The organism is Pseudomonas sp. UBA6562 (genome assembly GCF_002434265.1).
Taxonomy (GTDB): Bacteria; Pseudomonadota; Gammaproteobacteria; order Pseudomonadales; family Pseudomonadaceae; genus Aquipseudomonas.
In genome coordinates this window covers 633,439-655,807 of sequence record NZ_DJJS01000007.1, presented here as the reverse complement: position 1 = coordinate 655,807, position 22,369 = coordinate 633,439, and the positions used below count along the sequence as shown (strand labels likewise).

Annotated in this window: 20 protein-coding genes; 16 read left to right on the top strand and 4 right to left on the bottom strand. The window is 64.2% G+C overall.

Annotated features, from left to right (window positions below):
• Positions 1-49: 49 nt before the first annotated feature.
• Genes B4M43_RS14925 through B4M43_RS14875 form a run of 11 tightly spaced genes read left to right on the top strand, consistent with a single transcriptional unit; the run spans position 50 to position 9,241 of the window.
• The gene (locus B4M43_RS14925) at positions 50-1,171 is read left to right on the top strand and encodes a phosphoribosyltransferase domain-containing protein (RefSeq protein WP_296268218.1); all 1,122 of its coding nucleotides are present in this window, start codon (positions 50-52) and stop codon (positions 1,169-1,171) included.
• Positions 1,161-1,919 (top strand): trehalose phosphatase, encoded by a 759-nt coding sequence (locus B4M43_RS14920; protein ID WP_296268217.1) that lies wholly within the window; start codon positions 1,161-1,163, stop codon positions 1,917-1,919. The genes B4M43_RS14925 and B4M43_RS14920 overlap by 11 nt, the downstream gene beginning before the upstream one ends.
• Entirely contained in the window at positions 1,912-3,006 is a 1,095-nt protein-coding gene (locus B4M43_RS14915; protein WP_296268215.1) for a cysteine protease StiP domain-containing protein, read from the top strand. The genes B4M43_RS14920 and B4M43_RS14915 overlap by 8 nt, the downstream gene beginning before the upstream one ends.
• On the top strand, positions 3,003-3,956 hold the full coding sequence (locus tag B4M43_RS14910; RefSeq protein ID WP_296268214.1) for an HpcH/HpaI aldolase/citrate lyase family protein: 954 nt from the start codon (positions 3,003-3,005) through the stop codon (positions 3,954-3,956). Before B4M43_RS14915 ends, B4M43_RS14910 begins: the two co-directional genes overlap by 4 nt.
• Positions 3,953-4,708 carry an HAD family hydrolase gene (locus B4M43_RS14905; protein ID WP_296268212.1) on the top strand — a complete coding sequence of 252 codons (756 nt, stop codon included), beginning with the start codon at positions 3,953-3,955 and terminating at the stop codon, positions 4,706-4,708. The genes B4M43_RS14910 and B4M43_RS14905 overlap by 4 nt, the downstream gene beginning before the upstream one ends.
• 2 nt (positions 4,709-4,710) lie before the next feature.
• Entirely contained in the window at positions 4,711-5,298 is a 588-nt protein-coding gene (locus tag B4M43_RS14900; RefSeq protein ID WP_296268211.1) for a TerD family protein, read from the top strand.
• Entirely contained in the window at positions 5,295-6,488 is a 1,194-nt protein-coding gene (locus B4M43_RS14895; protein WP_296268210.1) for a TerD family protein, read from the top strand. Before B4M43_RS14900 ends, B4M43_RS14895 begins: the two co-directional genes overlap by 4 nt.
• A gap of 42 nt (positions 6,489-6,530) precedes the next feature.
• Positions 6,531-6,980, top strand: coding sequence for a tellurite resistance TerB family protein (locus B4M43_RS14890; RefSeq protein ID WP_296268209.1), 450 nt, complete (start codon positions 6,531-6,533; stop codon positions 6,978-6,980).
• A gap of 11 nt (positions 6,981-6,991) precedes the next feature.
• Complete coding sequence (locus tag B4M43_RS14885; protein WP_296268208.1) at positions 6,992-8,026, top strand: TerC/Alx family metal homeostasis membrane protein; 1,035 nt, start codon at positions 6,992-6,994, stop codon at positions 8,024-8,026.
• 30 nt (positions 8,027-8,056) lie between these two features.
• Positions 8,057-8,632 carry a TerD family protein gene (locus tag B4M43_RS14880; RefSeq protein ID WP_296268206.1) on the top strand — a complete coding sequence of 192 codons (576 nt, stop codon included), beginning with the start codon at positions 8,057-8,059 and terminating at the stop codon, positions 8,630-8,632.
• Positions 8,633-8,662: 30 nt separating this feature from the next.
• Positions 8,663-9,241, top strand: a complete 579-nt coding sequence (locus B4M43_RS14875; protein WP_296268205.1) for a TerD family protein — start codon at positions 8,663-8,665, stop codon at positions 9,239-9,241.
• 45 nt (positions 9,242-9,286) lie between these two features.
• Here B4M43_RS14875 and B4M43_RS14870 read toward each other — a convergent pair whose 3' ends face one another.
• Together B4M43_RS14870 and B4M43_RS14865 are read right to left on the bottom strand one after the other, a co-directional pair.
• A complete protein-coding gene (locus tag B4M43_RS14870; protein WP_296268203.1) occupies positions 9,287-10,543 on the bottom strand; it encodes a VWA domain-containing protein in 1,257 nt (418 codons plus the stop codon).
• Between the two features lie 88 nt (positions 10,544-10,631).
• Positions 10,632-11,189, bottom strand: a complete 558-nt coding sequence (locus B4M43_RS14865; RefSeq protein WP_296268201.1) for a DUF1523 family protein — start codon at positions 11,187-11,189, stop codon at positions 10,632-10,634.
• 357 nt (positions 11,190-11,546) lie between these two features.
• On the opposite strand from B4M43_RS14865, the gene B4M43_RS14860 reads away from it, so the two are divergent.
• From B4M43_RS14860 to pgm, 3 genes are all read left to right on the top strand, one after another.
• Entirely contained in the window at positions 11,547-13,199 is a 1,653-nt protein-coding gene (locus B4M43_RS14860) for a VRR-NUC domain-containing protein (RefSeq protein WP_296268198.1), read from the top strand.
• Positions 13,196-15,457: a helicase C-terminal domain-containing protein gene (locus B4M43_RS14855; RefSeq protein ID WP_296268197.1), complete on the top strand. Its 2,262-nt coding sequence runs from the start codon at positions 13,196-13,198 to the stop codon at positions 15,455-15,457. Before B4M43_RS14860 ends, B4M43_RS14855 begins: the two co-directional genes overlap by 4 nt.
• A gap of 83 nt (positions 15,458-15,540) precedes the next feature.
• The gene (gene pgm, locus B4M43_RS14850) at positions 15,541-17,178 is read left to right on the top strand and encodes a phosphoglucomutase (alpha-D-glucose-1,6-bisphosphate-dependent) (protein ID WP_296268195.1); all 1,638 of its coding nucleotides are present in this window, start codon (positions 15,541-15,543) and stop codon (positions 17,176-17,178) included.
• A gap of 394 nt (positions 17,179-17,572) precedes the next feature.
• On the opposite strand, the gene B4M43_RS14845 is transcribed toward pgm, so the two are convergent.
• On the bottom strand, positions 17,573-19,156 hold the full coding sequence (locus B4M43_RS14845; protein ID WP_296268194.1) for a rhodanese homology domain-containing protein: 1,584 nt from the start codon (positions 19,154-19,156) through the stop codon (positions 17,573-17,575).
• A complete protein-coding gene (locus B4M43_RS14840) occupies positions 19,153-19,761 on the bottom strand; it encodes a cysteine dioxygenase (RefSeq protein WP_296268193.1) in 609 nt (202 codons plus the stop codon). The genes B4M43_RS14845 and B4M43_RS14840 overlap by 4 nt, the downstream gene beginning before the upstream one ends.
• Positions 19,762-20,049: 288 nt before the next feature.
• Between B4M43_RS14840 and B4M43_RS14835 the strand changes: the two genes are divergently transcribed.
• Positions 20,050-21,033, top strand: a complete 984-nt coding sequence (locus B4M43_RS14835; protein ID WP_296268192.1) for an ABC transporter substrate-binding protein — start codon at positions 20,050-20,052, stop codon at positions 21,031-21,033.
• Positions 21,030-22,349 carry an LLM class flavin-dependent oxidoreductase gene (locus B4M43_RS14830; RefSeq protein ID WP_296268191.1) on the top strand — a complete coding sequence of 440 codons (1,320 nt, stop codon included), beginning with the start codon at positions 21,030-21,032 and terminating at the stop codon, positions 22,347-22,349. The genes B4M43_RS14835 and B4M43_RS14830 overlap by 4 nt, the downstream gene beginning before the upstream one ends.
• Positions 22,350-22,369: the final 20 nt, after the last annotated feature.

The following is a 22,369-nucleotide window of genomic DNA, read 5'->3' as shown; positions in this document are numbered from 1 at the left end:
TATACAGACGTCGTCCTAGGGACTTCTTCCACACAGGGAACACAGTGCAGTGAACCAGCAACCTACCCGGCTCAGCGCGACCCTTACGCGTGGCGTGCTCGAAGTCGATGTACAGGGCGGCGACGTACCTGCGCACTCGCTGTTCGGCTTTGCCGAGCGGCGTAACCCAAAGCGCGCGTTCCTTTTCGTTTCGCGCGTGCTGGGCAAACACATCCCGGTCGAACCGGCGCTGATGGAGCAGTCCTATCAAGCCCTGGCTGCGCAGATCCCCACCGACCTGCCAGGCCCGGTGCTCATGCTCGGTATGGCCGAGACGGCCGTCGGACTGGGCGCCGGCGTACACCGCGCCTATAGCGCCGGGCGTGACGACACGATGTACCTGGTCAGCACGCGGCATCCGGTCGGCGAGCGGATCTTCGCGCGCTTCGAAGAAGAGCACAGCCATGCCAGCGCCCATCTGATCCACGAACCGGTCGATCCGGAATTGGCCGCGCGTCTGCGCAGCGCACGCTCGCTGGTGCTGATCGACGACGAAGCCTCGACCGGGCGGACCTTCGTCAACGTACACCGTGCGTTGCTCGACGCCGGTTTGGACCACATCGAACGTGTCGTCACCTGCGTACTGACCGATTGGTCGAGCGATGCCTTGGGCAACCACCTGGGTTCCACCGTGCAGCAGGTGTCACTGCTCAAAGGCAGCTACCGGTTCGACGAAGACCCCACTGCACCCCTGCCGCAGATGCCGGAGACCGGCACCGTAGCGGTCGGCGACTGGCCGGTGGACCCGGCCAACGATTGGGGGCGCCTGGGCACTTGCGGCATCCAGGACACGCTCGGCCTGAATGTTCGCGTCGGCTCCGGCGAGCGGGTGTTGGTCCTGGGCACCGGCGAGTTCGTATGGAAACCCTTTCTCCTGGCCGAGCGCCTCGCACGGGCCGGTGCCGACGTGCGCTTCAGTTCCACTACCCGCTCACCGATCGCGCTGGGCCATTGCATCGAGCATGCGTTGAGCTTCTCCGACAATTACGGCCTGGGCATCGTCAATTTTCTCTACAACGTGGCACCCGGCCAGTTCGACCGCGTGCTGATCTGCAGCGAAACGGCGGCCGAGGCCGTGCCGCGTTCGCTGATCGAAACCCTTGATGCGGAGGTCATCGTCGATGGCGAATGAACGCCCCCTGGTCCTGGTCGACCTGGACGACACGCTGTTTCAGACCGCCCGTAAGATGCCGCCAGGCGGCGCTCGGCATCCGGCTTCGTACGACGTGGCAGGCGAGGTGAGCGGTTATCAGAGCCCCGTGCAGCAAGCCTTGCTGAATTGGTTGTTGGGCAGTGCCGACGTCGTCCCGGTGACGGCCCGCAGTGCCGAGGCGTTCGGCCGCGTCAAGCTGGCGTTCGACGGCGGCGCGATCTGCGCCCATGGCGGTTTGATCCTGGATGCCGAGGGCCAGGTGGATGCCCAGTGGCACGCCGTGATGGGCGAAGTGCTGGGCCCATTCCACGAGCGCCTGCCGGCGCTGTGCGAGACCGCACTGGGCCTGGCCGACGAGCTGGGCGTTTCCCTGCGCGGTTGGGTAGTGGAGGAGGCGGACCAGCGCCATTACGTGGTCGTCAAACACAATGACGGCCAAGATCATGACCTGTTGCGGGTGCTCAACGCACTCGAGACCCGGGGTTTGCTGGCGGGCATGCACAGCCACCGCAACGGCAACAACCTCGCACTGCTGCCGGCCGGACTGTCCAAGCGCCAGGCGGTGCGCCACTACCTCGAACGCGATCGACGCGAACGGGGCGAACGCCCGGTATTGGGCTTTGGCGACAGCATCACCGACCTTGGTTTCATGAATCTGTGCGACTTCTGGGCGACCCCTGCGAGCAGCCAATTGGCGGCCTTGGTGCAGGAGCATGCCGATGCGTGAACTCCGACTGCCTTGCGCAACCGTCGGCAGCGGCAGCTACCTGCCCGACGACGTACAGTTCCTGCTGCGCCCGGTCAACCTCGAGCTGACCGACGTGTTGGAAAAGGAACGGCTAATTCAGACCCAGCAGAAGCATTACTCGGAAATGATCAGCGCCGAACATGCGCCCTCGGCCACGCACATGACCCTGTATGAACGCAGCCTGCGCCAGAATGGCGTGCGCATGGCCGCCGACGTGCAGGCCCTGGCGCTGGCGCTTGCCGGACACGCGCCGGGCACGACCTTGGCGCTGGTGTCCTTCGTGCGCGCCGGGCTGCCGCTCGGCGTGCTGCTCCGCCGGGCGCTGCGCGATCTAGGGCGCGACGTGCGGCATTACGGCATCAGCATCGTGCGCGACCGTGGCATCGATCAGGACGCGCTGGATGCGATCGTCGACGCCCATGGCGCAGACAGCATCCTGTTCGTCGATGGCTGGACCGGCAAGGGTGCAATCGCCGGCGAGCTGCAACGTTGCCTGGGGGCAGACCCGCGCTTCACCGACGCGCCGCGTCTGGTGGTGCTCGCCGACCCGTGCGGGCGAGCCTGGCTGGCGGCCTCTGCCGAGGACTGGATCATCCCCTCGGGCATCCTGGGCGCAACGGTATCGGGGCTGGTGTCGCGCTCGATCTGGCCGGTCGAAGGCGGCCTACATGGTTGTGTGGTCTACGATGCGCTGCGCGAGCACGACGTGACCCGCAGTTTCATCGAACGGATCGAGGCGGCGCGGGTAGGGGTGGCCGCAGTACCGGCCCGGCCTTGGACGCCTGTCCAAGCCGCGGGATTGCAAGCCGAAGCGCTTGCGGTGGTGCAGGGCCTGGCCAGGCGTTTCGACATCGCCAACTTCAATCGCATCAAGCCCGGTATCGCCGAGGCGACACGGGCGGTATTGCGCCGCGTGCCCGATCAGGTGTTGGTACGCGACCGCGGCGACGCCGACGTGCAACTGCTCATCCACCTGACCGACCGCGCCGGTATCGAGGTTCAGGCCGTGGGCGATGAACTCGGCCCTTATCGAGCGGTCACCATCATTCGGGGGGTCAGCCGATGAAACACATTTCTCCATTCGCCCTGGGCGCCACGTTGTATATGCCGGCCACCCGGCCAGACATTCTCGAGGTTGTGCAGGGCACGAAACTGCCCGGCCTGCGTTCGTTGGTGATCTGCCTGGAAGACGCCGTGGCCGCCACCGACGTCGACCACGCGTTGGCGTCGCTACGCGAAGTGCTGGCGCAGAGCAAAACCCGCCTGCGTCACGACCAGGCCAACAGCGGCCCGCTGGTATTCATCCGGCCGCGCGATGCCGACATGGCCGCCCGGCTCAACGATTGGGCCGACATCACCAGCGCCGATGGTTTCGTGTTGCCCAAGCTGTGCATGGCCAGCCTCAACCAATGGGCGCTGGCGGTAGCCAATCCCGACCTGCTGCTGATGCCGACCCTGGAGACCCGCGAGGTCTTCCACCCCAACGCCATGGCCGATTTGGGCTCTGCACTGCACGAAGCGCTGGGTGAACGCGTACTGGCGCTGCGCATCGGCGGCAACGACCTGATGAGTTGCCTGGGCTTGCGTCGCAACCCGGCCACCACCCTCTATCAAACCCCGATGGGCTACGTGATTCCGATGCTCGCAGGTGTGCTCGGCGCGCAGGGCTTCGCGCTGACAGGTCCGGTATTCGAGCAGTTGGCGACGCCTGCGTTGCTGGCCGAGGAGCTACAGCTGGACATCGCCCACGGCCTGGTCGGCAAGACCGCGATCCATCCCACTCAGATCGCGCCGATCAACGAGGCATTTCGGGTGTCCATCGAAGACCTCAATTGCGCCCGTATGATTCTCAACGACACCGCGCCTGCGGTATTCAGGCACAACGATGCGATGTTGGAGCCGGCCACCCACCAGAGCTGGGCGACCAACATCCTGGAACGCGCCAAATGGCATGGAGTGAAGCCCGCCGAAGGCGGGATCGCAGAACCGGTACGATTAGCGGAGGTCGCTCGATGACCCAGGAAATGATGGAGGCGGGCCCTGCAGGCGCAGATGTTCTGTCGGTATTCGACTTCGATGGCACCTTGACCCACCGCGACAGTTTCTTGCCGTTTCTGCTGTTCGCGTTCGGCAAGCGTGCCTTCGCCGCTCGCGCCCTGCGCATGCTGCCCGACTGCCTGCGCTACATCGGCAAAGGCCTGACCCGCGACGAACTCAAGGCGATTCTGATCGCCACCTTCCTGACCGGCGTGGAAGAGCAGTGGGTGCAGCGCAAGGCCGGTGAGTTCAGGGCGGCCTACTGGAAGCGCCTGATGCGCCCGGCCGGGGTCCGCTCGGTGGCGGCCGAAGTCGCCAGCGGCGCGCATGTCACGATCTGTTCGGCGTCGCCGCGTATCGTGCTCAAACCGTTCGCCGAGCACCTGGGCATCAAACTGATCGCCACCGAACTGGAAGTGGTCGATGGCCGCCTCACCGGTGCCATCAGCGGGAGCAACTGCCGCTGCGAGAACAAGGTGCTGCGCCTGGAGGCCATCTATGGCGCGCTCGAGCAGTACCGCTTGCGGGCTTGGGGCGATACCCGTGGCGACCATGAATTGTTGGCGGCGGCGCAGGAACCGCACTGGCGGCACTTCCACCCGCGCTGGCAGCGTGGGCGGCTGAACATTCGCCGTATCGGCGCCAAGCTGCAAGAAGGCGAAGTGATGAAGCACTCGGTCACCGGCAACGCCGCTGCGACCCGGCAGCATGACGATCAACAAGGAGCGTAACCATGGCACTCACCCTTTCGAAGAACCAAAGCATTTCCCTGGAAAAGACCGCCGGTAGTGGTTTGTCCAAGGTCACCCTTGGGCTGGGCTGGGACCCGGTCAAGGCCGGTCTGCTGGGCAAGTTGTTCGGCGGCGGCGGGGGTATCGATCTGGACGCTTCGTGCATCCTGTTCGACGCCAACCTCAAGTCGATGGACGTGGTCTGGTTCCGCCAGCTCAAGTCGCGCGACGGATCGGTAGTGCACAACGGTGACAACCGTACCGGCGAGGGCGATGGCGACGACGAATCCATCCAGGTCGATCTCAATGGCCTGCCGGCGGCAGTGACTCACCTGGTGTTCACCGTCAATTCCTTTACCGGGGAAAACTTCGAGCGCGTACAAAACGCCTATTGCCGTATCGTCAACCCGGCGAACAACGTCGAGTTGGCACGTTTCAACCTGTCCCAGCAAGGCGCGCATACCGGTCTGGTCATGGCGCGCCTGTCGCGAGGCGCGACGGGCTGGGAGTTCCACACCATCGGCTCGACCGCCAGCGGGCGTACGGTCGACGATCTGGTCGGTCTCGCGGCCCAGGCGGTGCGCGCATGACCAGCCTCGCTCCGGGCGCCAACGCTGCGGTCGACACCGCGCTCAGCCGAGTGGAAGTGGTCTATTCGGCCATTCCCGGTGCCGACATCGACGTCTCGGCGTTCGCCCTGGCCGTCAGCGGCAAGGTGCGCAGCGACCACGACATGTGCTTCTATGGCCAGCCCAACGTGCTGTCGGGCGCCATACAACTGGTCGAAAGCAACCCTGGGCGCGCGGTGTTCTCGATCGACCTGCCCCGTCTCGACGCCGCCATCGACAAGGTCGCGCTGACTGCCACCATCCACGAGAACAAGGCCGCTTTTGCGCGCGTTTCCAGCCTCAGCGTTCGCCTTTCAAACGGGACAGAGGCACAGATTCCGACGGCGGGCATGAACGAAACCGCGCTCATTCTGGGCGAGTTCTACCGCCGGCAGGGCGCCTGGAAATTCCGCTGCGTCGGTCAAGGTTTCGCCGGCGGGCTGGCCCCGCTGGCGACCCATTTCGGCGTGGACATCGCCGCACCCGAGCCCGCTGCCAGCCCTGCACCGGCCCCGAGCCCTGCGCCCGCACCGACACCGGCCGCCACGCCAGCGCCCCCACCTGCGCCTAAGCCCAGCGTCAGCCTGAGCAAGATCACCCTCGACAAGTCCCGCGCGTCCATCAGCCTCGACAAAAAGGCCGGCGGTTTCGGTGAGATTCGCGTCAACCTCAACTGGAACAAAGGCAAGACGGGGTTCTTCGGCCGCAGCAAATCGGTCGACCTCGATGTCGGTTGCCTGTTCGAACTGCAAAACGGCTATAAAGGCGTGGTCCAGGCGCTGGGCAACGCGTTCGGTTCGCTGCACGACGAGCCGTACGTGCAACTGATGGGCGATGACCGTACCGGGTCCGTGTCCGGCGGCGAATGGCTGCATATCAATGGCGACCGCTGGAGCGAAGTACGCCGCATATTGGTCTACGCCTTCATCTACGAGGGCGCACCCAATTGGGCCGAAACCGATGGCGTGGTGACGATCTTCGTCCCAGGCCAACCGGAAATCGAGGTGCGCCTGAACGAGGAGGGCGGCCGCCTGGGCTGCTGCGCCATCGCGCTGCTGGAAAACGACGGCGGCTCGGTCAAAGTGACCCGCCGTGTCGATTTCCACCGTTCCCAGGAACCGATGGACAAGGCTTACAACTGGGGCATGCGCTGGAGCGCAGGTTCCAAGTGACTCATCATTCACGGGCCGAGCCCGTCTGTAGAGGTGATACCCATGCTGGCATGGCTCAAAACCAACGCGGCTAAAGCCCGCGAAACGCTGACCACCGAGGTGGCCAAGCACAAGAACCGCAAATTCATGGAGGCGATTTCCAACGCCAGCGCCATGGTGGCCATGGCCAGCAATGGCGCGGGTGCCGAAGAAAAGCAGAAGATGGCGGCGTTTCTCAATACCTCCCCGGAACTCAAGGTGTTCAGCCTCACTGACGTGCTGGCCGTGTTCAACGATGCGGTGGCCAAGTTCGAGTTCGACCCGCAGATCGGTCAGGCAGAGGCCTTGAAGGTGATCGGCAGGATCAAGGACAACGAAAGCGCCGCACGCCTGCTGATCCGCGTGACCTGCGCCATCGGGGCGTCGGACGGCGATTTCGACGAGAAGGAAAAGGCGGCTTGCCGCCAGATGTGCATGGAGCTGGGTCTCAACCCGGCTGATTTCGAACTCTAAGGTAAACAACTGTGGAAGCTACCCATATCGGTTTTCCCCCGCTGACCATGGCGGTCTTCATCGGCATCGCGGTCGGCGCGCTGCTGCTGGACATGGTCACGCACCGTGGCGACAAGCAGATCACCCTGGCCAACGCCTCCATCTGGTCGGTGTTCTGGATCGCCATCTCCCTGGCATTCGCAGGCTTCCTCTACATCCATCACGGCCCACAGGTGGCCAGCCTGTTCGTGACCGGCTATGCCCTGGAAAAAGTGCTGAGCGTCGACAACCTGTTCGTCTTCATGGCCATCTTCGCCTGGTTCAAGGTGCCGGATAACCTGCGTCACCGCATCCTGTACTGGGGCATCATCGGCGCCATCGTCTTCCGCGGTGTGTTCGTAGCCATCGGTACCGGCCTGCTGGCCTTCGGCCCGTGGGTCGAGGTGGTGTTCGCGGTGATCGTTGCCTGGACGGCGATCATGATGCTCAGAAGCGGCGGCGACGACGAAGAGGAGGAGGACTACTCCAAGCACATCGCCTACCGCTTCGCCAAGATGCTGTTCCCGGTTTGGCCGAAACTGCACGGCAACCACTTCTTCGTGCGCCGCAAGGAGCTCGAAGGTGAGCTGCTCAAACCCGAGAACAAGGGCATGAGCCTGGCTGCCAAAGGCACCTTGTTCGCCACGCCGCTGTTCCTCTGCCTGGTGGTGGTGGAAGTGTCCGACGTGCTGTTCGCCTTCGACTCGGTACCGGCGGTGATCGCCGTCAGCCGAGAGCCGTTGATCGTTTATTCGGCCATGCTGTTCGCCATTCTTGGCCTGCGGACCATGTACTTCGTGCTCGAGGCGCTCAAGCGCTATCTGGTGCACCTGGAGAAAGCGGTCATCGCTCTGCTGTTCTTCATCGCTTTGAAACTGGCGCTCAACGCCACTGACCACATGTTCCACCACGGCTACACCATCGATCCGAACACCAGCTTGCTCATCGTCATGGTGACCCTGGTCATCGGTATCCTCGCCAGTGTGATCTTCCCCGCAAAGGACGACGCATCGGCAGAATCCAAGTGAAATCTCGGTAAAACACAAGGAGTTAGTCAAATGGCACTCAGCCTTTCCAAAGGTGGCAACCTCAGCCTGACCAAGACCGATCCCTCTCTGACTCGGGTGATCGTAGGCCTGGGTTGGGACCCGCGCGCGACCGACGGCCAAGAGTTCGACCTCGATGCCAGTGCCTTCCTGCTCAAGGGCGACGGCAAGGTGCGCAGCGAAGCCGACTTCATCTTCTACAACCAGCTCAAGAGCGCCGATGGCTCGGTCGAGCACACCGGCGACAACCGGACCGGTGCTGGTGACGGCGACGACGAAGTGATCAAGGTCGACTTGAGCCGCGTTCCGGCCGATGTCGAAAAGGTCGTGTTCACCGTGACCATCCACGACGCCGACGCGCGTCGGCAGAACTTCGGTCAAGTGGGCGGCGCCTTCATCCGCGTGGTCAACGAAACAAATGGCAATGAAGTGGTGCGATATGACCTGGCCGAGGACGCCTCGACCGAAACAGCGATGATCTTCGCCGAGCTCTACCGCAACGCCGGTGAGTGGAAGTTCCGCGCCGTAGGCCAGGGCTATGCAGGCGGCCTCAAAGCCGTTGCGACCGGCTTCGGTCTCGCATTCTGATTTCTCATTCTTGAAGAAGGAACACACCCCATGGCAGTCAGCTTGAGCAAAGGCGGTAACGTATCGCTGTCCAAAGAGGCCCCGGGCCTTGCGGAAGTCACGGTCGGTCTGGGTTGGGACGCACGCGTCACCGACGGCGCAGAGTTCGACCTTGACGCATCGGTGTTCGTAGTGGGTGAAAACGGCAAAGTGTTGAACGATGCCGGCTTCATCTTCTACAACAACAAGACGTCGGCCGACGGCTCCATCGAACACTTGGGCGACAACCGTTCGGGTCAGGGCGATGGCGACGACGAGCAGGTCAATGTGAAGTTGACCGGTTTGGCCCCGGACGTGAAGAAGCTGGTCTTCGCCGTGACCATCCATGACGCGGATGCACGCAAGCAGAGCTTCGGTCAGGTGAGCAACGCCTATATCCGCGTCATCAACAAGGCCGACGGCAAGGAACTGGCGCGCTACGACCTGAGCGAAGACGCCTCCACCGAAACGGCCATGATCTTCGGTGAGCTGTACCGCAATGGCGACGAGTTCAAGTTCAAGGCTATTGGCCAAGGTTTTGCGGGTGGCCTCAAGCCCCTGGCCGAAGCCCATGGTGTAAGCATCGGCTAACCCCGACGCCATGAAAAAACCCCTGCTTGCAGGGGTTTTTTTCGTCTAGGCGATGATGTTTTTACTTTTCGCTTCCCGCAGCCAACCGGGGAATTCCTCCATCAGCCGGTCGTACAGCACTTCTTCGGACACATCGTGCAGGTCGTCCAAGGCGAAGAAGTTGCAGTTGTCCACGACACGGCCAGCCATGTCGTCGAGCTTCTCCAATATCCCGTAATTGGACCCACCCAGGCCGACGAACTGCCAGAAGAAAGGCTGGTTGGACGCTTCCATCATCAGGCGGGTAATGGCGCGGTTTTCGTGCACACCGCCGTCGCTGACGAACAGGATGTACACCGGAGTTCTGTCGCCCGCCTGGCGGTAGTAATCCATGACCAGGCGCATGGCCTTGGGCTCGTCATTGATCCGTGCGCCGACGTTCCACTTGCGCCAGCCGCCTTGATCGCTGGTCACGTAGTGCTGGTAGTTGTGCAGCGTAGCAGGGGAGAGTTGCACCGGTTTGGCGCCAAAAGCGAATACGTCCAGCTCGCCGTCGTCGTCGAAGGCCACCGCCAGGGGCAGTAGACGATCGAGCACTTCCTGGACACGGCCACGGCTGTATTGGCCATTCATCGAGCCCGAGGCATCCAGCACCACCGCCACCTTGGCCTTGACCTGGGTGAGGTTGTTCTTTTCCAGGCTGATTTGCGCCTTCTTGGCCAGGCTGACCAGCGCCGGTGCCGCAGCGGCGACTTTCTTCTCGAGCGAGAAGGTGGCCTGCACGGTAGCGGCTGCGGGTACGGGTGCAGGCTCGTCCAGCACTTCACCGCCGAAGTGTCGAACCAATGCAGCCAAACCTTCGCTGAAGCCTTGCAGGTTGGCCAGCACGCGCCATTCGCCGCCCTTGCGGTAAAGGTCGAGGACCATGATGGCTTTCTCGGCGCTGAAGATACTCGGCCCGAACTCGCACGTGGCTGGGGCGGACTGACCGGTGCCTGTGACCGTGAAGCGTCCGCTCGCGATCGCGTTCATCGCCCCGTCGCCATCGATGGCTGCGGTGAACACCAGCCGTTCGATGCTGGCCGGCAGCGCGGCGAGATCGATATCGAATTGGCCTGGGCCACGCAAGCGAATGGCTTCTGCAGGGGCGCTGGGTTGGTTGAAGAAGACCATGAAGCGGTCGTCCGAGAGTTTGCCTTGACTGTCGAGGCCGAAGCAGGCGAAGTCGATTTCATGCCGACATTCGATGCTGACCGCCACGCTGACGCGCGTGCCGAGGCCGAGGCTGCTCAAAGGGAGGCGCTGACCCTGAGTAAGTTGCATGGAATCTCCTTGTTCGAATGCTAAGCAGGGCAGGGAGGCCGCTGCGCCTCATCGGACCTTGGCGCAGCGGCAATGTCGGCAATCGCTTTCAGCGCGGCGGCATGTCCGGCGCCATCGGCCGGTGGCGGCGGCGCAAGCGGTTGCGCACCGCCAGCACGATGCCCAGAACGATGAGCAGCAACACCGCGAAGAACAGGGTGTTGAACACTGGGAACGGCGTGCTTGCGGTATTGGTGGCCTTGATGTCGGTGACGTTCGGGAACATCGAGAACATCTGGAAGCGCCAGCCGTAGTAGCGGATCACCGCCAGTTGGTTGGCGTCGCGCGAATAGTCCTGGGCCTTGGCCTGCAGGTCGGCGCTGTCGAACTTGAAGTACCAGGGGAAGCCCCAGCCGGTGTCTTCGTTGCGGTACACGGTCACGTCGCGGGTGGCGTCGTTGGTGACGGTGTTGATGAAGTAGACGTCGCGGGTCGGACCGTCGGCCGGGTTCTCGGCGTTGATCACCCCGTCGGCGTCCATGCGCTTGACCTCGACCCCGGTGACGCGCACCACTTCATGGCGCGGGAGGTAGTAATGCAGGCTCAGCGCCAGGGCTGCGAGCACGAGCAGGCACAGCACCGCGATCAAACGTTTCAACCAAGGCATACGGGGTTCACTCTGCTGGAAATGGGCGAATATGCAGGGGAAACGATAGCGGGTGTAACGCTTAAATGTTGCAAAATCCTTCGTCTTTCCAGGCGTGCGTGCAGGTGTGCAGGCCCAGGGCCGAATCCAGGCTGAAACAGCGCCAAGTGGGCGCCTCTGGATAAGTCGAAACCATGCCGCCCGTCAGTAAAGCTACCCAAGCCAAATTCCGATGATCGCCAGCTAACCAAGCAATTACGGGCGATAGAAGGAAAGGGCAGCAAAGGCACGGTAGCCCATCCGATCCACGGCGCTTGTCACCGAAGCGGATCTGTATGTATAAACAGTGCCCCTTTTACGCTGCCCGGCCCTTGCACTGTGATCGCCCACTCCGTCGAAGACCCGCTCTACTACCTGCATAACTTCCGCCAGGTGCTGGCTTGGGTCGAGATGCGCTATGCCGATCTGCTCGACGACGACGAGCAGGCATTCGTCCGGCGATTCGTCGAACTGCCTGAAACGTCCCAGGCCTTGCTGGTGCGCATGGTGATGCGCAAAGGCGAGCTGTTCCGTGACGATCGGCTCGACTACGCAGAGATCGGCGACACCCACCTGGCCTTGCAACCCCTTCTGGAGCAGGGCTGGGTCCGTGACGACACGTCGTTGAGTCTGGAACAGTTGGGCGCCGTGCTGCTCAAGGACGAGCTGGCCCAAGGCTTCGGCCATCTGCTGGCGCGGCCACGGGCCGCCAAGTCACAGCTGCTGTTGCAGCTTGCCGAACTGAAATTGCCTGCCCGGCCGCTGGCCGAGTGGCTGCCGCAGTTGCCTGTGCGCATTCTGCACTGGCAGCTGCAACCGCTGTGCGATCGCCTGAGGCTGCTGTTCTTCGGCAATCTCTACCAGGATTGGTCGGAATTCGTCTTGGCCGACATGGGCGTACTGCGCTTCGAACGGGTGGCCTTCTGCGCCGATTCCCGCGCGTTGCGCCAGCGCAGCGAAGTCGCTTTAGCCATGGCTTTGCACCAATGCGCCGAACGCCTTGACGCAGGCGCGTCGCCCGCCGAACTGCATGCGGCCGTGCAGGGCCTGCACGCCGACAACCCCTGGCTGGAGCGGCGCCGCTCGCGTTTGCTGTTCCAGGTCGGCCAGCAGTGCGAGCGGCTGGCCGATTGGCCGCTGGCGCTGGTGGTGTACCGCGATTGCAGCCACGCCGAAGCACGCATTCGCCAGGTCCGCGTGCATGAGCGCAGCGAGCAGTGGCAGGCAGCGTTCGAGCTGGCCACGCAGATGGCGGCGGCGCCTGCCAACGCTTTGGAAGCCCAGGCCTGCGAACGCATGCTGCCGCGCCTGCTGCGCAAGCTCGGCGGCCCGCCGCAGTCGCGCCGCCGCGCCCGCGCGGTACAGACCTTGGAGCTAGAGCTGCCGCGCGAGATGGCCGCGCTCGGCGTCGAGCGTGCCGTGCGTCAGCACTTGCTCGAAGACGCCGGCGGCGAGGTGCATTACGTGGAGAACACGCTGTTCAACAGCCTGTTCGGCCTACTGTGCTGGGATGCGGTGTTCGCGCCCATTCCAGGGGCCTTTTTCCACCCGTTCCAAAGCGCGCCGCAAGACCTGCACGACGTCGACTTCCAGCTGCGCCGCCAAGCCCAATTCGACCGTTGCCTCGAGCAACTGGCCGACGGCAGCTACCGCCAGGTGATCGTCGAACGCTTCACCGCCAAGTACGGTTTGCAGTCGCCCTTCGTGATCTGGCAGGTACTGACCCCGACGCTGCTCGAGCAGGCTCTGCACTGCCTGCCGCCGGCGCACCTGCAGGCCTGCTTCCTGCGCCTGTTGCAGGACATCCGCAACAACCGTACCGGCATGCCCGACCTGATCCAGTTCTGGCCCGATCAGGGCCGCTACCGGATGATCGAGGTCAAAGGCCCTGGCGACCGCCTGCAAGACAACCAGTTGCGCTGGCTGGCCTTCTGCGAGCAGCACGGGCTTCCCGTGGAGGTTTGCCACGTGCGCTGGCGCGAGGCGGCATGACCTACAGCGTGGCCGTACGGGCGCTGTGCGAGTTCAGCGCCAAGGTGGGCGATCTGGACCTGCGCTTCACGCCGTCGCCTACGGCGCAGGAGGGCATCGAGGGCCACCGCCGTGTGGCGGCGAACCGAGGCGCCGACTACGAAGTCGAGGTGCCCCTCAGCGGTGAATACCTGGGCCTGAAGGTGCGCGGCCGGGCCGATGGCTACGACCCGCTGCGCAATCGTCTGGAAGAGGTGAAGACCCACCGCGGCGACTTGTCCCGCCAGCCCGACAACCATCGGCAACTGCACTGGGCCCAGGCCAAGGTCTACGCCTGGTTGCTGTGCCAGAGCCGTGGGCTGGACGCAATTGAAGTCGTGTTGGTGTACCTGGACGTCGACAGCGATCGCCAGACCCTGATCGACCAGACCTGTACCGCTGCGGAGCTCGAGGCGTTCTTCGACCTGCAGTGCCAACGGTTCCTGGTTTGGGCGCAAACCCAGGAACGCCGTCTGGCCGAACGCGACCAAGGCCTGCAAACCCTGGCCTTTCCCTATCCGCAGTTCCGTCAGGGGCAGCGCCAGTTGGCCGAAACCCTGTACAAGGCGGTCAGCACCGGCCGTTGCCTGCTGGCCCAGGCCAGCACCGGCATCGGCAAGACCCTCGGCACGCTGTTTCCGCTGCTCAAAGCCGTAGTCCCGCAACAGCTGGACAAGGTGTTTTTCCTCACGGCCAAGACGCCGGGGCGCAAGTTGGCCCTGGACGCCTTGCAGCAGATCGAGCGTGCCAGCACCCAGCCGGCGCTGCGCACCCTGGAGCTGATCGCCCGCGACAAGGCCTGCGAGCATCCGGGCAGCGCCTGCCACGGCGAATCCTGTCCCTTGGCCCAAGGTTTCTACGATCGGCTGCCCGCCGCCCGCGAGGCCGCAGGGCTGCGCCCGGTGCTGGACCAGGCGAGCCTGCGCGAGGTGGCCCAGGCGCATCGGGTCTGCCCCTATTACCTGGGCCAGGAGATGGCGCGCTGGGTCGATGTGGTCGTCGCCGACTACAACTATTACTTCGACGCCCACGCCTTGCTGTTCGGCTTGAGCCAGGCCAACCAGTGGCGCGTGGCAGTGCTGGTGGACGAGGCGCACAACCTGGTCGAGCGCGGCCGGCAGATGTACAGCGCCAGCTTCGATCAAGGGCAACTGCTGGCCTTGCGGCAGAATCCGCCCGCAGGTCTGGACAAGACCCTCGACAAGCTCAACCGCCAGTGGAACGCTCTGTTCAGGGATCAGGTCGCGCCGTATCAGGCTAGCGAGCGGTTGCCCGAGGCGTTCCTGCGGGTGTTGCAGCAGTTCCTCGGCCAGGTGCAGGAGCGCCTGGAACAGACCCCGACGCAGATCGACCCGGCGCTGCTGCAGTTCTACTTCAGTGCCCTGCAGTTCAGCCGGGTGGCGGAGCTGTTCGACGAGCACTACCTGTTCGACATCACCCTGCGCAACGGCCCGCGCAAGCGCAAGCTGGCCGCCCTGTGCCTGCGCAATGTAGTGCCGGCGCGCTTGTTGAACCCGCGCATGCGCGCCGCGCGCAGCGTCACGCTGTTTTCCGCCACCTTGGGCCCGCAACGCTTCTATCGCGACCTGCTGGGCATGCCCGACGACACCGCTTGGCTTGAAGTGCAGGCGCCGTTCCAGGCCGAGCAACTGGAGGTGCGCATCGTCAGCCAGGTGTCAACCCGCTACCAACAGCGCCAAGCTTCGGTGGCGCCCATCGTCGAGCTGATCGCCGAACAGTACCAACGCCAGCCCGGCAACTATCTGGCGTTCTTCAGCAGCTTCGAATACTTGCAGCAAGTGGCCGGGCACCTGGCCGAGCGTCATCCGCAGATTCCCACCTGGGCCCAGGCCGCCGGCATGGACGAGGCCGCGCGCGAAGCCTTCCTCGAACGCTTCGTGGTCGATGGGCGGGGGGTGGGCTTCGCGGTGTTGGGTGGAGCCTTCGCCGAGGGCGTGGATTTGGCCGGCACCCGTCTGATCGGTGCGTTCGTCGCAACCTTGGGTCTGCCGCAGGTCAACCCGGTCAACGAGCAGTTCAAGCAGCGCCTGCACCGCCAGTACGGCGCCGGCTTCGACTACGCCTATCTGTATCCGGGCGTGCGCAAGGTGATCCAGGCGGCTGGGCGGGTGATCCGCGGCGACCAGGACCGTGGCGTGTTGATGTTGATCGACGAGCGCTTCGCCGAGCCACGGGTGCAACAGATGTTTCCCGGTTGGTGGCGCTACGCCACGGAATAATCGCCGTACTCGTCGCCCGATGCTGCAACTCTTCGTACACTGTGCGCTCTTACCCCTACATTCCGTGATCTCGAGGTTTTTGCATGACGCTCAGTCCATTGGCAGGCAAGCCAGCTCCGGCCAGCGTGTTGGTCGATATCCCCCGCCTGTTGACCGCTTACTACACCGGCCATCCAGACGCGGGCATCGCCGGTCAGCGCGTGGCCTTCGGCACCTCGGGCCACCGCGGCACCTCCCTGGAACTGAGCTTCAACGAAGACCACGTACTGGCCATTTCCCAGGCCATCTGCCTGTACCGTGAAGCCAATGGCATCACCGGCCCGCTGTTCATCGGTGCCGATACCCATGCGTTGTCGGCCCCAGCCGCGGCCACGGCGCTGCAAGTGCTGGCGGCCAACGGCGTGCAGGTGATGCTGTCCAAGGACGACGAATACACGCCAACCCCGGCGGTGTCCCACGCCATCCTCTGCTACAACCGCGGGCGCACTGAAGGCCTGGCCGACGGCGTGGTCATCACCCCTTCGCACAACCCACCGCAAAGCGGCGGCTTCAAATACAACCCCACCAATGGCGGCCCGGCCGACAGCGACATCACCAAGTGGATCGAAGCCAAAGCCAACGAACTGCTCGCCGCGAACCTGGCAGGCGTCAAACGCATCAGCCATGAGCAGGCTTTGCAGGCGCCGACCACGCAGCGTCACGACTATGTCAGCCACTACGTGGCGGACCTGGAGAACGTCATCGACTTCGACGTGATCCGCAAGGCCAACCTGCGCCTGGGCGTCGATCCGTTGGGCGGGGCAGGCGTGCGCTATTGGGCCGCCATCGCCGAACGCTACCAGTTGAACCTGGAAGTGGTGAACAGCGAAGTCGATCCGACCTTCCGCTTCATGTGCGTCGACTGGGACGGCCAGATCCGCATGGACCCGTCCTCGCCCCACGCCATGCAAGGTCTGATCGGTCTGCGCGAGCGCTTCGACGTGGCCTTCGCCTGCGACCCGGACCACGACCGCCACGGCATCGTCACGGCCGACGGCCTGCTGCAGCCGAACAACTACCTGGCCGTGGCCATCGACTACCTGTACCGCCATCGTCCGCACTGGAACCCACAGGCCAAGGTCGGCAAGACCGTGGTGTCCAGCGGCATGATCGACCGCGTCACCCAGGGCCTGGGCCGTGAGCTGTTCGAAGTGCCGGTGGGCTTCAAGTTCTTCGCACAGGGCCTGTTCGACGGTTCCCTGGGCTTTGGCGGCGAAGAAAGCGCGGGGGCATCGTTCCTACGTCTGGACGGTTCGGTCTGGTGCACCGACAAAGACGGCCTGATCCCGGCCTTGTTGGCCGCCGAAATGACCGCGCGTACCGGCCGTACGCCGAGCCAAGCCTATGCCGACCTGACCGCGACCCTGGGCAAGCCTTACGCCACTCGCGTCGAGGCCAAGGCCGACGCACGGCAGAAAGGCCTGCTGAGCAAGCTGGCCCCCGAGCAGGTGACTTCCAAGGAACTGGCCGGCGAGCCTATCGAGCAGATCCTCAGCCACGCGCCGGGTAACGGTCAGGCCATCGGCGGCCTCAAGGTGATGACGGCCAACGGCTGGTTCGCCGCGCGCCCTTCGGGCACCGAGGATATCTACAAGATCTATGCAGAAAGCTTCGTCGACGAAGCGCATTTGCAGCGTCTTGTGGCCGAGGCGCAAGTGCTGGTGGATACCGCCATCGCCTGATCGCGATTGGCGGGTGATACGAGGAGCGACGGCCGGCGCTCCGGTTCACGGGTCGGCAGCGCCGCTCTGGCATCAGGCGCGTTTACTCTTTATGGGAGGAAGTAGGAGCCATCAGGCCGGCGTTGCCGGCCATCGCGGCTGAAGCCGCTCCTACAGGGGCCGTGGGGGTTTAAAGGTAGCCCTCGGGGCGGCGTTGCCGGCCAATACGACCGCCGAATCGGCTGCTTCCATAGAGTCACGCCTGTCCAGTAGGAGCGGCCGATTCGGCGCACCGATTAGCCGCGATGGGCTGCAAAGCAGCCCCAATCAACATCGCTTCGCCAACCGAGTGACATCGGGCACGAGACCGCTCTGCGGTCTTTGCCCGTTTCAGGCATAGCACTGCCTGTATTTCTCACAGCACCCTGAAACCATGCGTGCCGTCGCGCTCCAGTTGCGCGACCAACCCGAACTCCCAATCCAGATACCCCTGCATTGCCTCGCGCGGATTATCGGTGCCCTCGTAAGGGCGCCGGTAACGATCGGTGCGCGGTACCGCCAAGTGCCGCTCGCCGCTGTCCAATGCCCGCTCCTCGGCGATCCAACGCGCCGTGCCGCCTTCGAGCACGTACACCGGCACCTGCGTCAGCGCTTGCAAGTCGCGGCTGGCGAAGCGTGCCAAGAGGCTGCTGCCGCAGGTCAACACGTAGCGTTCGGCCGTTGGCAGGCGTTCCAGCGCCTGGGGCAACTGCGCACGGATCGCCCAGTGCGCGCCGGGAATGTGCCGTTGCACGTAGTTGGCGCTGGTGGTGAAGTCCAGCAGCACCGTGCCCGGCTGTTCCTGCCATTGCGCCAGTTGCGCCGGGCTGATCGCGTTTACCGCCGGTGGCGTCGGCAAATGGGTCCGGCCTTCACCGACTTCGCTGAAGTCCTCGGCGCCCAAACCGTCGAGCACCGCCACCTGCCAACCCATCTGCGCCAACCACGAGGCCGTCATGTTGGCGCGCACGCCGTCGTCGTCCACCAACACGATGCGTGCACCGCGCACGCTGGCCACATGGTCGGTTTCCTGTACCAATTGCCCACCCGGTACCGAGCGGCTGCCCGGCAGATGTCCGGCGCTGTAGGCCTGCGGCGTGCGCACGTCGAACACATAGGTGGTGCGTGCGACATCGGCCTGCCACTGCGCTAGCTCGTCGCCAGTCACGCGCAGCACGCCGGCGCGGTCGGCGACGGCGCGGGCCTTGTCGGCAGCAGCCTCACGGTGTTTGGTGCTGGCCTCGGGAAAGGCGTTGGATTGACCATGGGCCAGCGCCTGACCGGCCAATGTCCAGCCAATGGTGCCGTTGCGCAGTGCCGCCACCGGGTTGGCGATGCCAGCGTTGAGCAGCGATTGGGTGCCGATGATGCTGCGCGTGCGCCCGGCGCAGTTGACGATCACCTGGGTCTTGGGGTCTGGCGCGATGTCCGCCACACGCAACACCAGTTCCGCCCCCGGCACGCTGATGCCGCCGGGAATGCCCATGGTCTGGTACTCGTCGAAACGACGCGCGTCGAGCACGACCGCGTTTGCTTTTTCATCCAGCAGCGCTTGCACGGCCTCGGCCGACAGCGACGGCGTTTGCCGCTCGTGCTCGACCAGTTCGCCGAACGCCTTGCTCGGCACATTGACGTCGCGGAACAGTTCGCCGCCGGCCTCGCGCCAGCCGGCCAGGCCGCCATCGAGCAGCGCCACATCGACATAGCCCAAGGCTCGCAAACGATCCACGGCGATGTCGGCCAGGCCTTCGCCGTCGTCATAGACGGTGATGGCCGTGTCGCGCCGTGGAATGCGCGCATACGCCTCCAGCTCCAGTCGCGACAAGGCGATGTTGCTGGCGAACAAGGGATGGGCCTGGGCGAACGGGTGTTCCTCGCGGACATCGATCAAGGCCAGTTCCTCCCCGGCGAGCAGCGCGCGTTGGATGGCTTGGAAGTGGCGGGTAGGGCGTGCAGTCATGGCGCGGGGCGCTCCTTGGACAAGTCCCAGAGATTGGGCAGGTGGCGGTTGGAATAACCGGAGATGAAAGGTTTTTCGCTGCCGTCGGCAAGGTAGACGGCACGTTTGACGGCGCCGATGTTGCCGCCATAGACGTGGATGCTGATCGAAACCTGATCGGACAAAGCATTGCTGACCTGATGCACGTCGCCGATACGCGGCGACACCGCCTCGACCTGCCCGGGACGCAAGCGCACCGGAGCGCCGTGCGGCACCAGAGCGCCTGCGCTGTCGCGTCCATACGCCTGGGCGTCCTCGGCACCGCGCAGCATGCCGATCAGCCCCCAGACCCGGTGGTCGTGCACTGGCGTGCGCTGGCCCGGCCCCCAGACGAAGCTGACCACGCTGAAGCGCTGACGCGCATCGCAATGCAGCAGGTATTGCTGGTAGTGCTCCGGGTGCGGCTCGGCGAGTTCCGCAGGCAGCCAATCGTCGTGGGCGACCAGCCGTGTCAAAAGGGCTTCGCCCCGTTCGAGCAAGGCGGCTTCCGCAGGCTGCTGGTCAAGCAGCTCGCTCAGTTCGGCGAGAAACTGGCGAATACGCTCAGGGTGAATGTCATGGCTCATGGAAACGGCTCTTGCTGTCGGATTGGCTGCACCCTAGCAAGCTTGAAAGTATTATTAAAATGCAAAATAACAATAAGCTAATATGCAAAATAATATTCTTGTGTCGTACCGGAAAGGCATTAGGTTAGGTCGAAAGCGAATTTCACAGCCCCGTACAAAGACGTTTAGATTATAAAAAAATCATCGCTTATGAATAAAACGTCTACCCCGACATGAGCTCCCAGGAGCGATACGAGACCGCTCGCGCGGATCGGCCCAACTTGCCTTAACGGCACATGGAGAACGAACGTGCGCTATCTCAAACGCTGGGCCGCCCTTGCGCTGGCCTCGACCCTCAGCCTGAGCGCGGCCGCCCAGACCCTGGTGGTCGGCGACCAAAGCTTCAACACCCGCGCCGTGATGGAAGCGGCGGGCGTGCTCGCCGATCTGCCTTATACCTTGGAGTGGAAACAATTCACCGCAGGTTCGCCCGTGGCCGAGGCGCTCAACGTCGGCAGCCTCGACCTGGGCCTGCTGGGCGATGCGCCGCCCTTGTTCCTGGGTGCTCTGGGTGCGCCGATCAAGGTCATCGCCGTGACCCGGCAGAACCTCGCCGGCGTGGCCATCGTGGTGCGCAAGGACTCCGATATCCATAGCCTGCAAGACCTGCGCGGCAAACGCGCGGCGGTGTGGAAGGGCTCGTGGAGCCAGCAATTGCTGCTCAGCGCCTTGGACAAGGCCGGTGTACCCCGCGATGCCCTGTCGCTGAGCTACCTCAGCGCCCTGGACGCCTCCCATGCGCTGGACGGCGGTTCGGTCGATGTGATCGCCACCTGGGAGCCCTACGTGACGCAACTCGAACGTCACGGAGCACGGGTGATCGCCACGGCCGAGGGGTTGATTCCGGCGCAAAGCTTCGTGGTCGCCAACGCCCACGCGGTGGGCGAGAAACGCGCGCAGATCGACGACTTCCTGCGCCGTCTCAAACAAGCCCGAGCATGGACGCTGAGCGACCCGGCGCACACCGAAGCCTATGCCGATGCCTGGTCCAAGCGCACCCGCGCCGACCGCGATATCGCCCGCGCCTGGTTCGCCCGCGCTCGTACCGACCTTGGCCCATTGAGCCCACAGGTGGTGCAGGACGCGCAGAAAACCGTGGCTTTCTTCGCCGACTTGGGCCTGATCAAGACTTACTCGGCGGCAACGTTGTTCGATGACTCCTTCGCTGGCGCCTTGCAGCCCGTGGCCAGTGGCACCGATGGCAACCGCCAGGCAGGAGCCACCCAACCATGAGCCAGCGTCAGATCAAGCTCGGCGCCCTGACCATGGGCTGCGGCGGCCCCGGCCGGCACAACCTGTGGCGCGACCCGGCGCTGCCGACCGACGCCAGCGTCAACATCGACTGGTACATCGACATCGCCCGCCAGGCCGAAGCCGCGCTGTTCGACCTGATCTTCATCGTCGACAGCCAGTTCATCACCGAGGGCTCGCCACCGCACTACCTCAACCGCCTGGAACCCTTGACGCTGCTCTCGGCGCTGGCGGTGAGCACCAAGCGGCTGGGCCTGGTCGGCACCTTGACCACTTCCTACAACGCGCCCTTCAACGTCGCGCGCCGGTTGGCGTCCCTCGACCTGATCAGCAAGGGCCGCGCGGGCTGGAACGTGGTCACCAGTGGTGACGCCGGTACGGCCGGCAACTATGGGCGCGACGAGCACTACGACTACGACACCCGTTACGCCCGCGCCAAGGAACACGTGGAGGTGGTGCAAGGGTTGTGGCAGTCCTACGAGGACGGTGCCCTGGTCCGCGACCGTGACACCGGACAGTTTCTCGACCCCGGCAAACTGCACACCCTGCACCACCGCGGCGAGCACTTCCAGGTGGTCGGCCCCCTGAACATCCAACGCTCGCCGCAAGGCCAGCCGGTGATCTTCCAGGCCGGCGACTCGGAGCAGGGGCGTGCCCTGGGCGCGGCCACGGCGGACGTGATCTTCACCCATGCCGCCAGCATCGCGCAGGGCCAAGCGTTCTATCGCGATGTGAAGGGCCGTGCGGCCCAGCTGGGGCGCGATCCCGAGCAACTGCTGGTGCTGCCGGGCGCCGAGATCTATGTGGGCGATACCGATGCCCATGCCCGCGAGATCGAGCGGCATTATCACGACACCGACCACAGCTTCGAGCTGGCGCTCAAGGAGTTCGGCCGCAATTTCGGCTGGCACGATTTCAGCCAGTACGACCTCGACGCGCCTTTCCCCCAGCAAAGTCTGGACTACGCCCGCAGCAGTTTCTTCACCAACGCCCAGCGCATCGCCAAACACGCTGCCGATAACGGCTTGAGCCTGCGCCAGGCCGTGGAGTTCGGCAGAAAAATGCGCCCTGGAGCCTTCGTCGGCTCGGCCGAAACCGTAGCGGCAACCATGAGCGAATGGTTCGAGGCACGGGCGCTGGATGGCTTCAACCTGTACATCGGCCACCCAGAACAGTTCAGGCGTTTCACCCAGGAGGTGATTCCGTTGCTGCAGGCGCGGGGTCTGTATCGCACCGCCTATGAAGGCACCACGTTGCGCGATAGCCTGGGCCTGGCAATTCCCGCCAATCGTCACTAGGCCGCGCGACCCGGATAGGC

Bases quoted from the DNA above. Each gene is read 5' to 3' on its own strand.
- B4M43_RS14875 (WP_296268205.1), top strand. From the start codon at position 8,663: ATGGCAGTCAGCTTGAGCAAAGGCGGTAACGTATCGCTGTCCAAAGAG.
- B4M43_RS14900 (WP_296268211.1), top strand. From the start codon at position 4,711: ATGGCACTCACCCTTTCGAAGAACCAAAGCATTTCCCTGGAAAAGACC.
- B4M43_RS14845 (WP_296268194.1), bottom strand. From the start codon at position 19,156: ATGACTGCACGCCCTACCCGCCACTTCCAAGCCATCCAACGCGCGCTG.
- B4M43_RS14910 (WP_296268214.1), top strand. From the start codon at position 3,003: ATGAAACACATTTCTCCATTCGCCCTGGGCGCCACGTTGTATATGCCG.
- B4M43_RS14920 (WP_296268217.1), top strand. From the start codon at position 1,161: ATGGCGAATGAACGCCCCCTGGTCCTGGTCGACCTGGACGACACGCTG.
- B4M43_RS14895 (WP_296268210.1), top strand. From the start codon at position 5,295: ATGACCAGCCTCGCTCCGGGCGCCAACGCTGCGGTCGACACCGCGCTC.
- pgm (WP_296268195.1), top strand. From the start codon at position 15,541: ATGACGCTCAGTCCATTGGCAGGCAAGCCAGCTCCGGCCAGCGTGTTG.
- B4M43_RS14880 (WP_296268206.1), top strand. From the start codon at position 8,057: ATGGCACTCAGCCTTTCCAAAGGTGGCAACCTCAGCCTGACCAAGACC.
- B4M43_RS14830 (WP_296268191.1), top strand. From the start codon at position 21,030: ATGAGCCAGCGTCAGATCAAGCTCGGCGCCCTGACCATGGGCTGCGGC.
- B4M43_RS14905 (WP_296268212.1), top strand. From the start codon at position 3,953: ATGACCCAGGAAATGATGGAGGCGGGCCCTGCAGGCGCAGATGTTCTG.
- B4M43_RS14840 (WP_296268193.1), bottom strand. From the start codon at position 19,761: ATGAGCCATGACATTCACCCTGAGCGTATTCGCCAGTTTCTCGCCGAA.
- B4M43_RS14870 (WP_296268203.1), bottom strand. From the start codon at position 10,543: ATGCAACTTACTCAGGGTCAGCGCCTCCCTTTGAGCAGCCTCGGCCTC.
- B4M43_RS14855 (WP_296268197.1), top strand. From the start codon at position 13,196: ATGACCTACAGCGTGGCCGTACGGGCGCTGTGCGAGTTCAGCGCCAAG.
- B4M43_RS14915 (WP_296268215.1), top strand. From the start codon at position 1,912: ATGCGTGAACTCCGACTGCCTTGCGCAACCGTCGGCAGCGGCAGCTAC.
- B4M43_RS14890 (WP_296268209.1), top strand. From the start codon at position 6,531: ATGCTGGCATGGCTCAAAACCAACGCGGCTAAAGCCCGCGAAACGCTG.
- B4M43_RS14865 (WP_296268201.1), bottom strand. From the start codon at position 11,189: ATGCCTTGGTTGAAACGTTTGATCGCGGTGCTGTGCCTGCTCGTGCTC.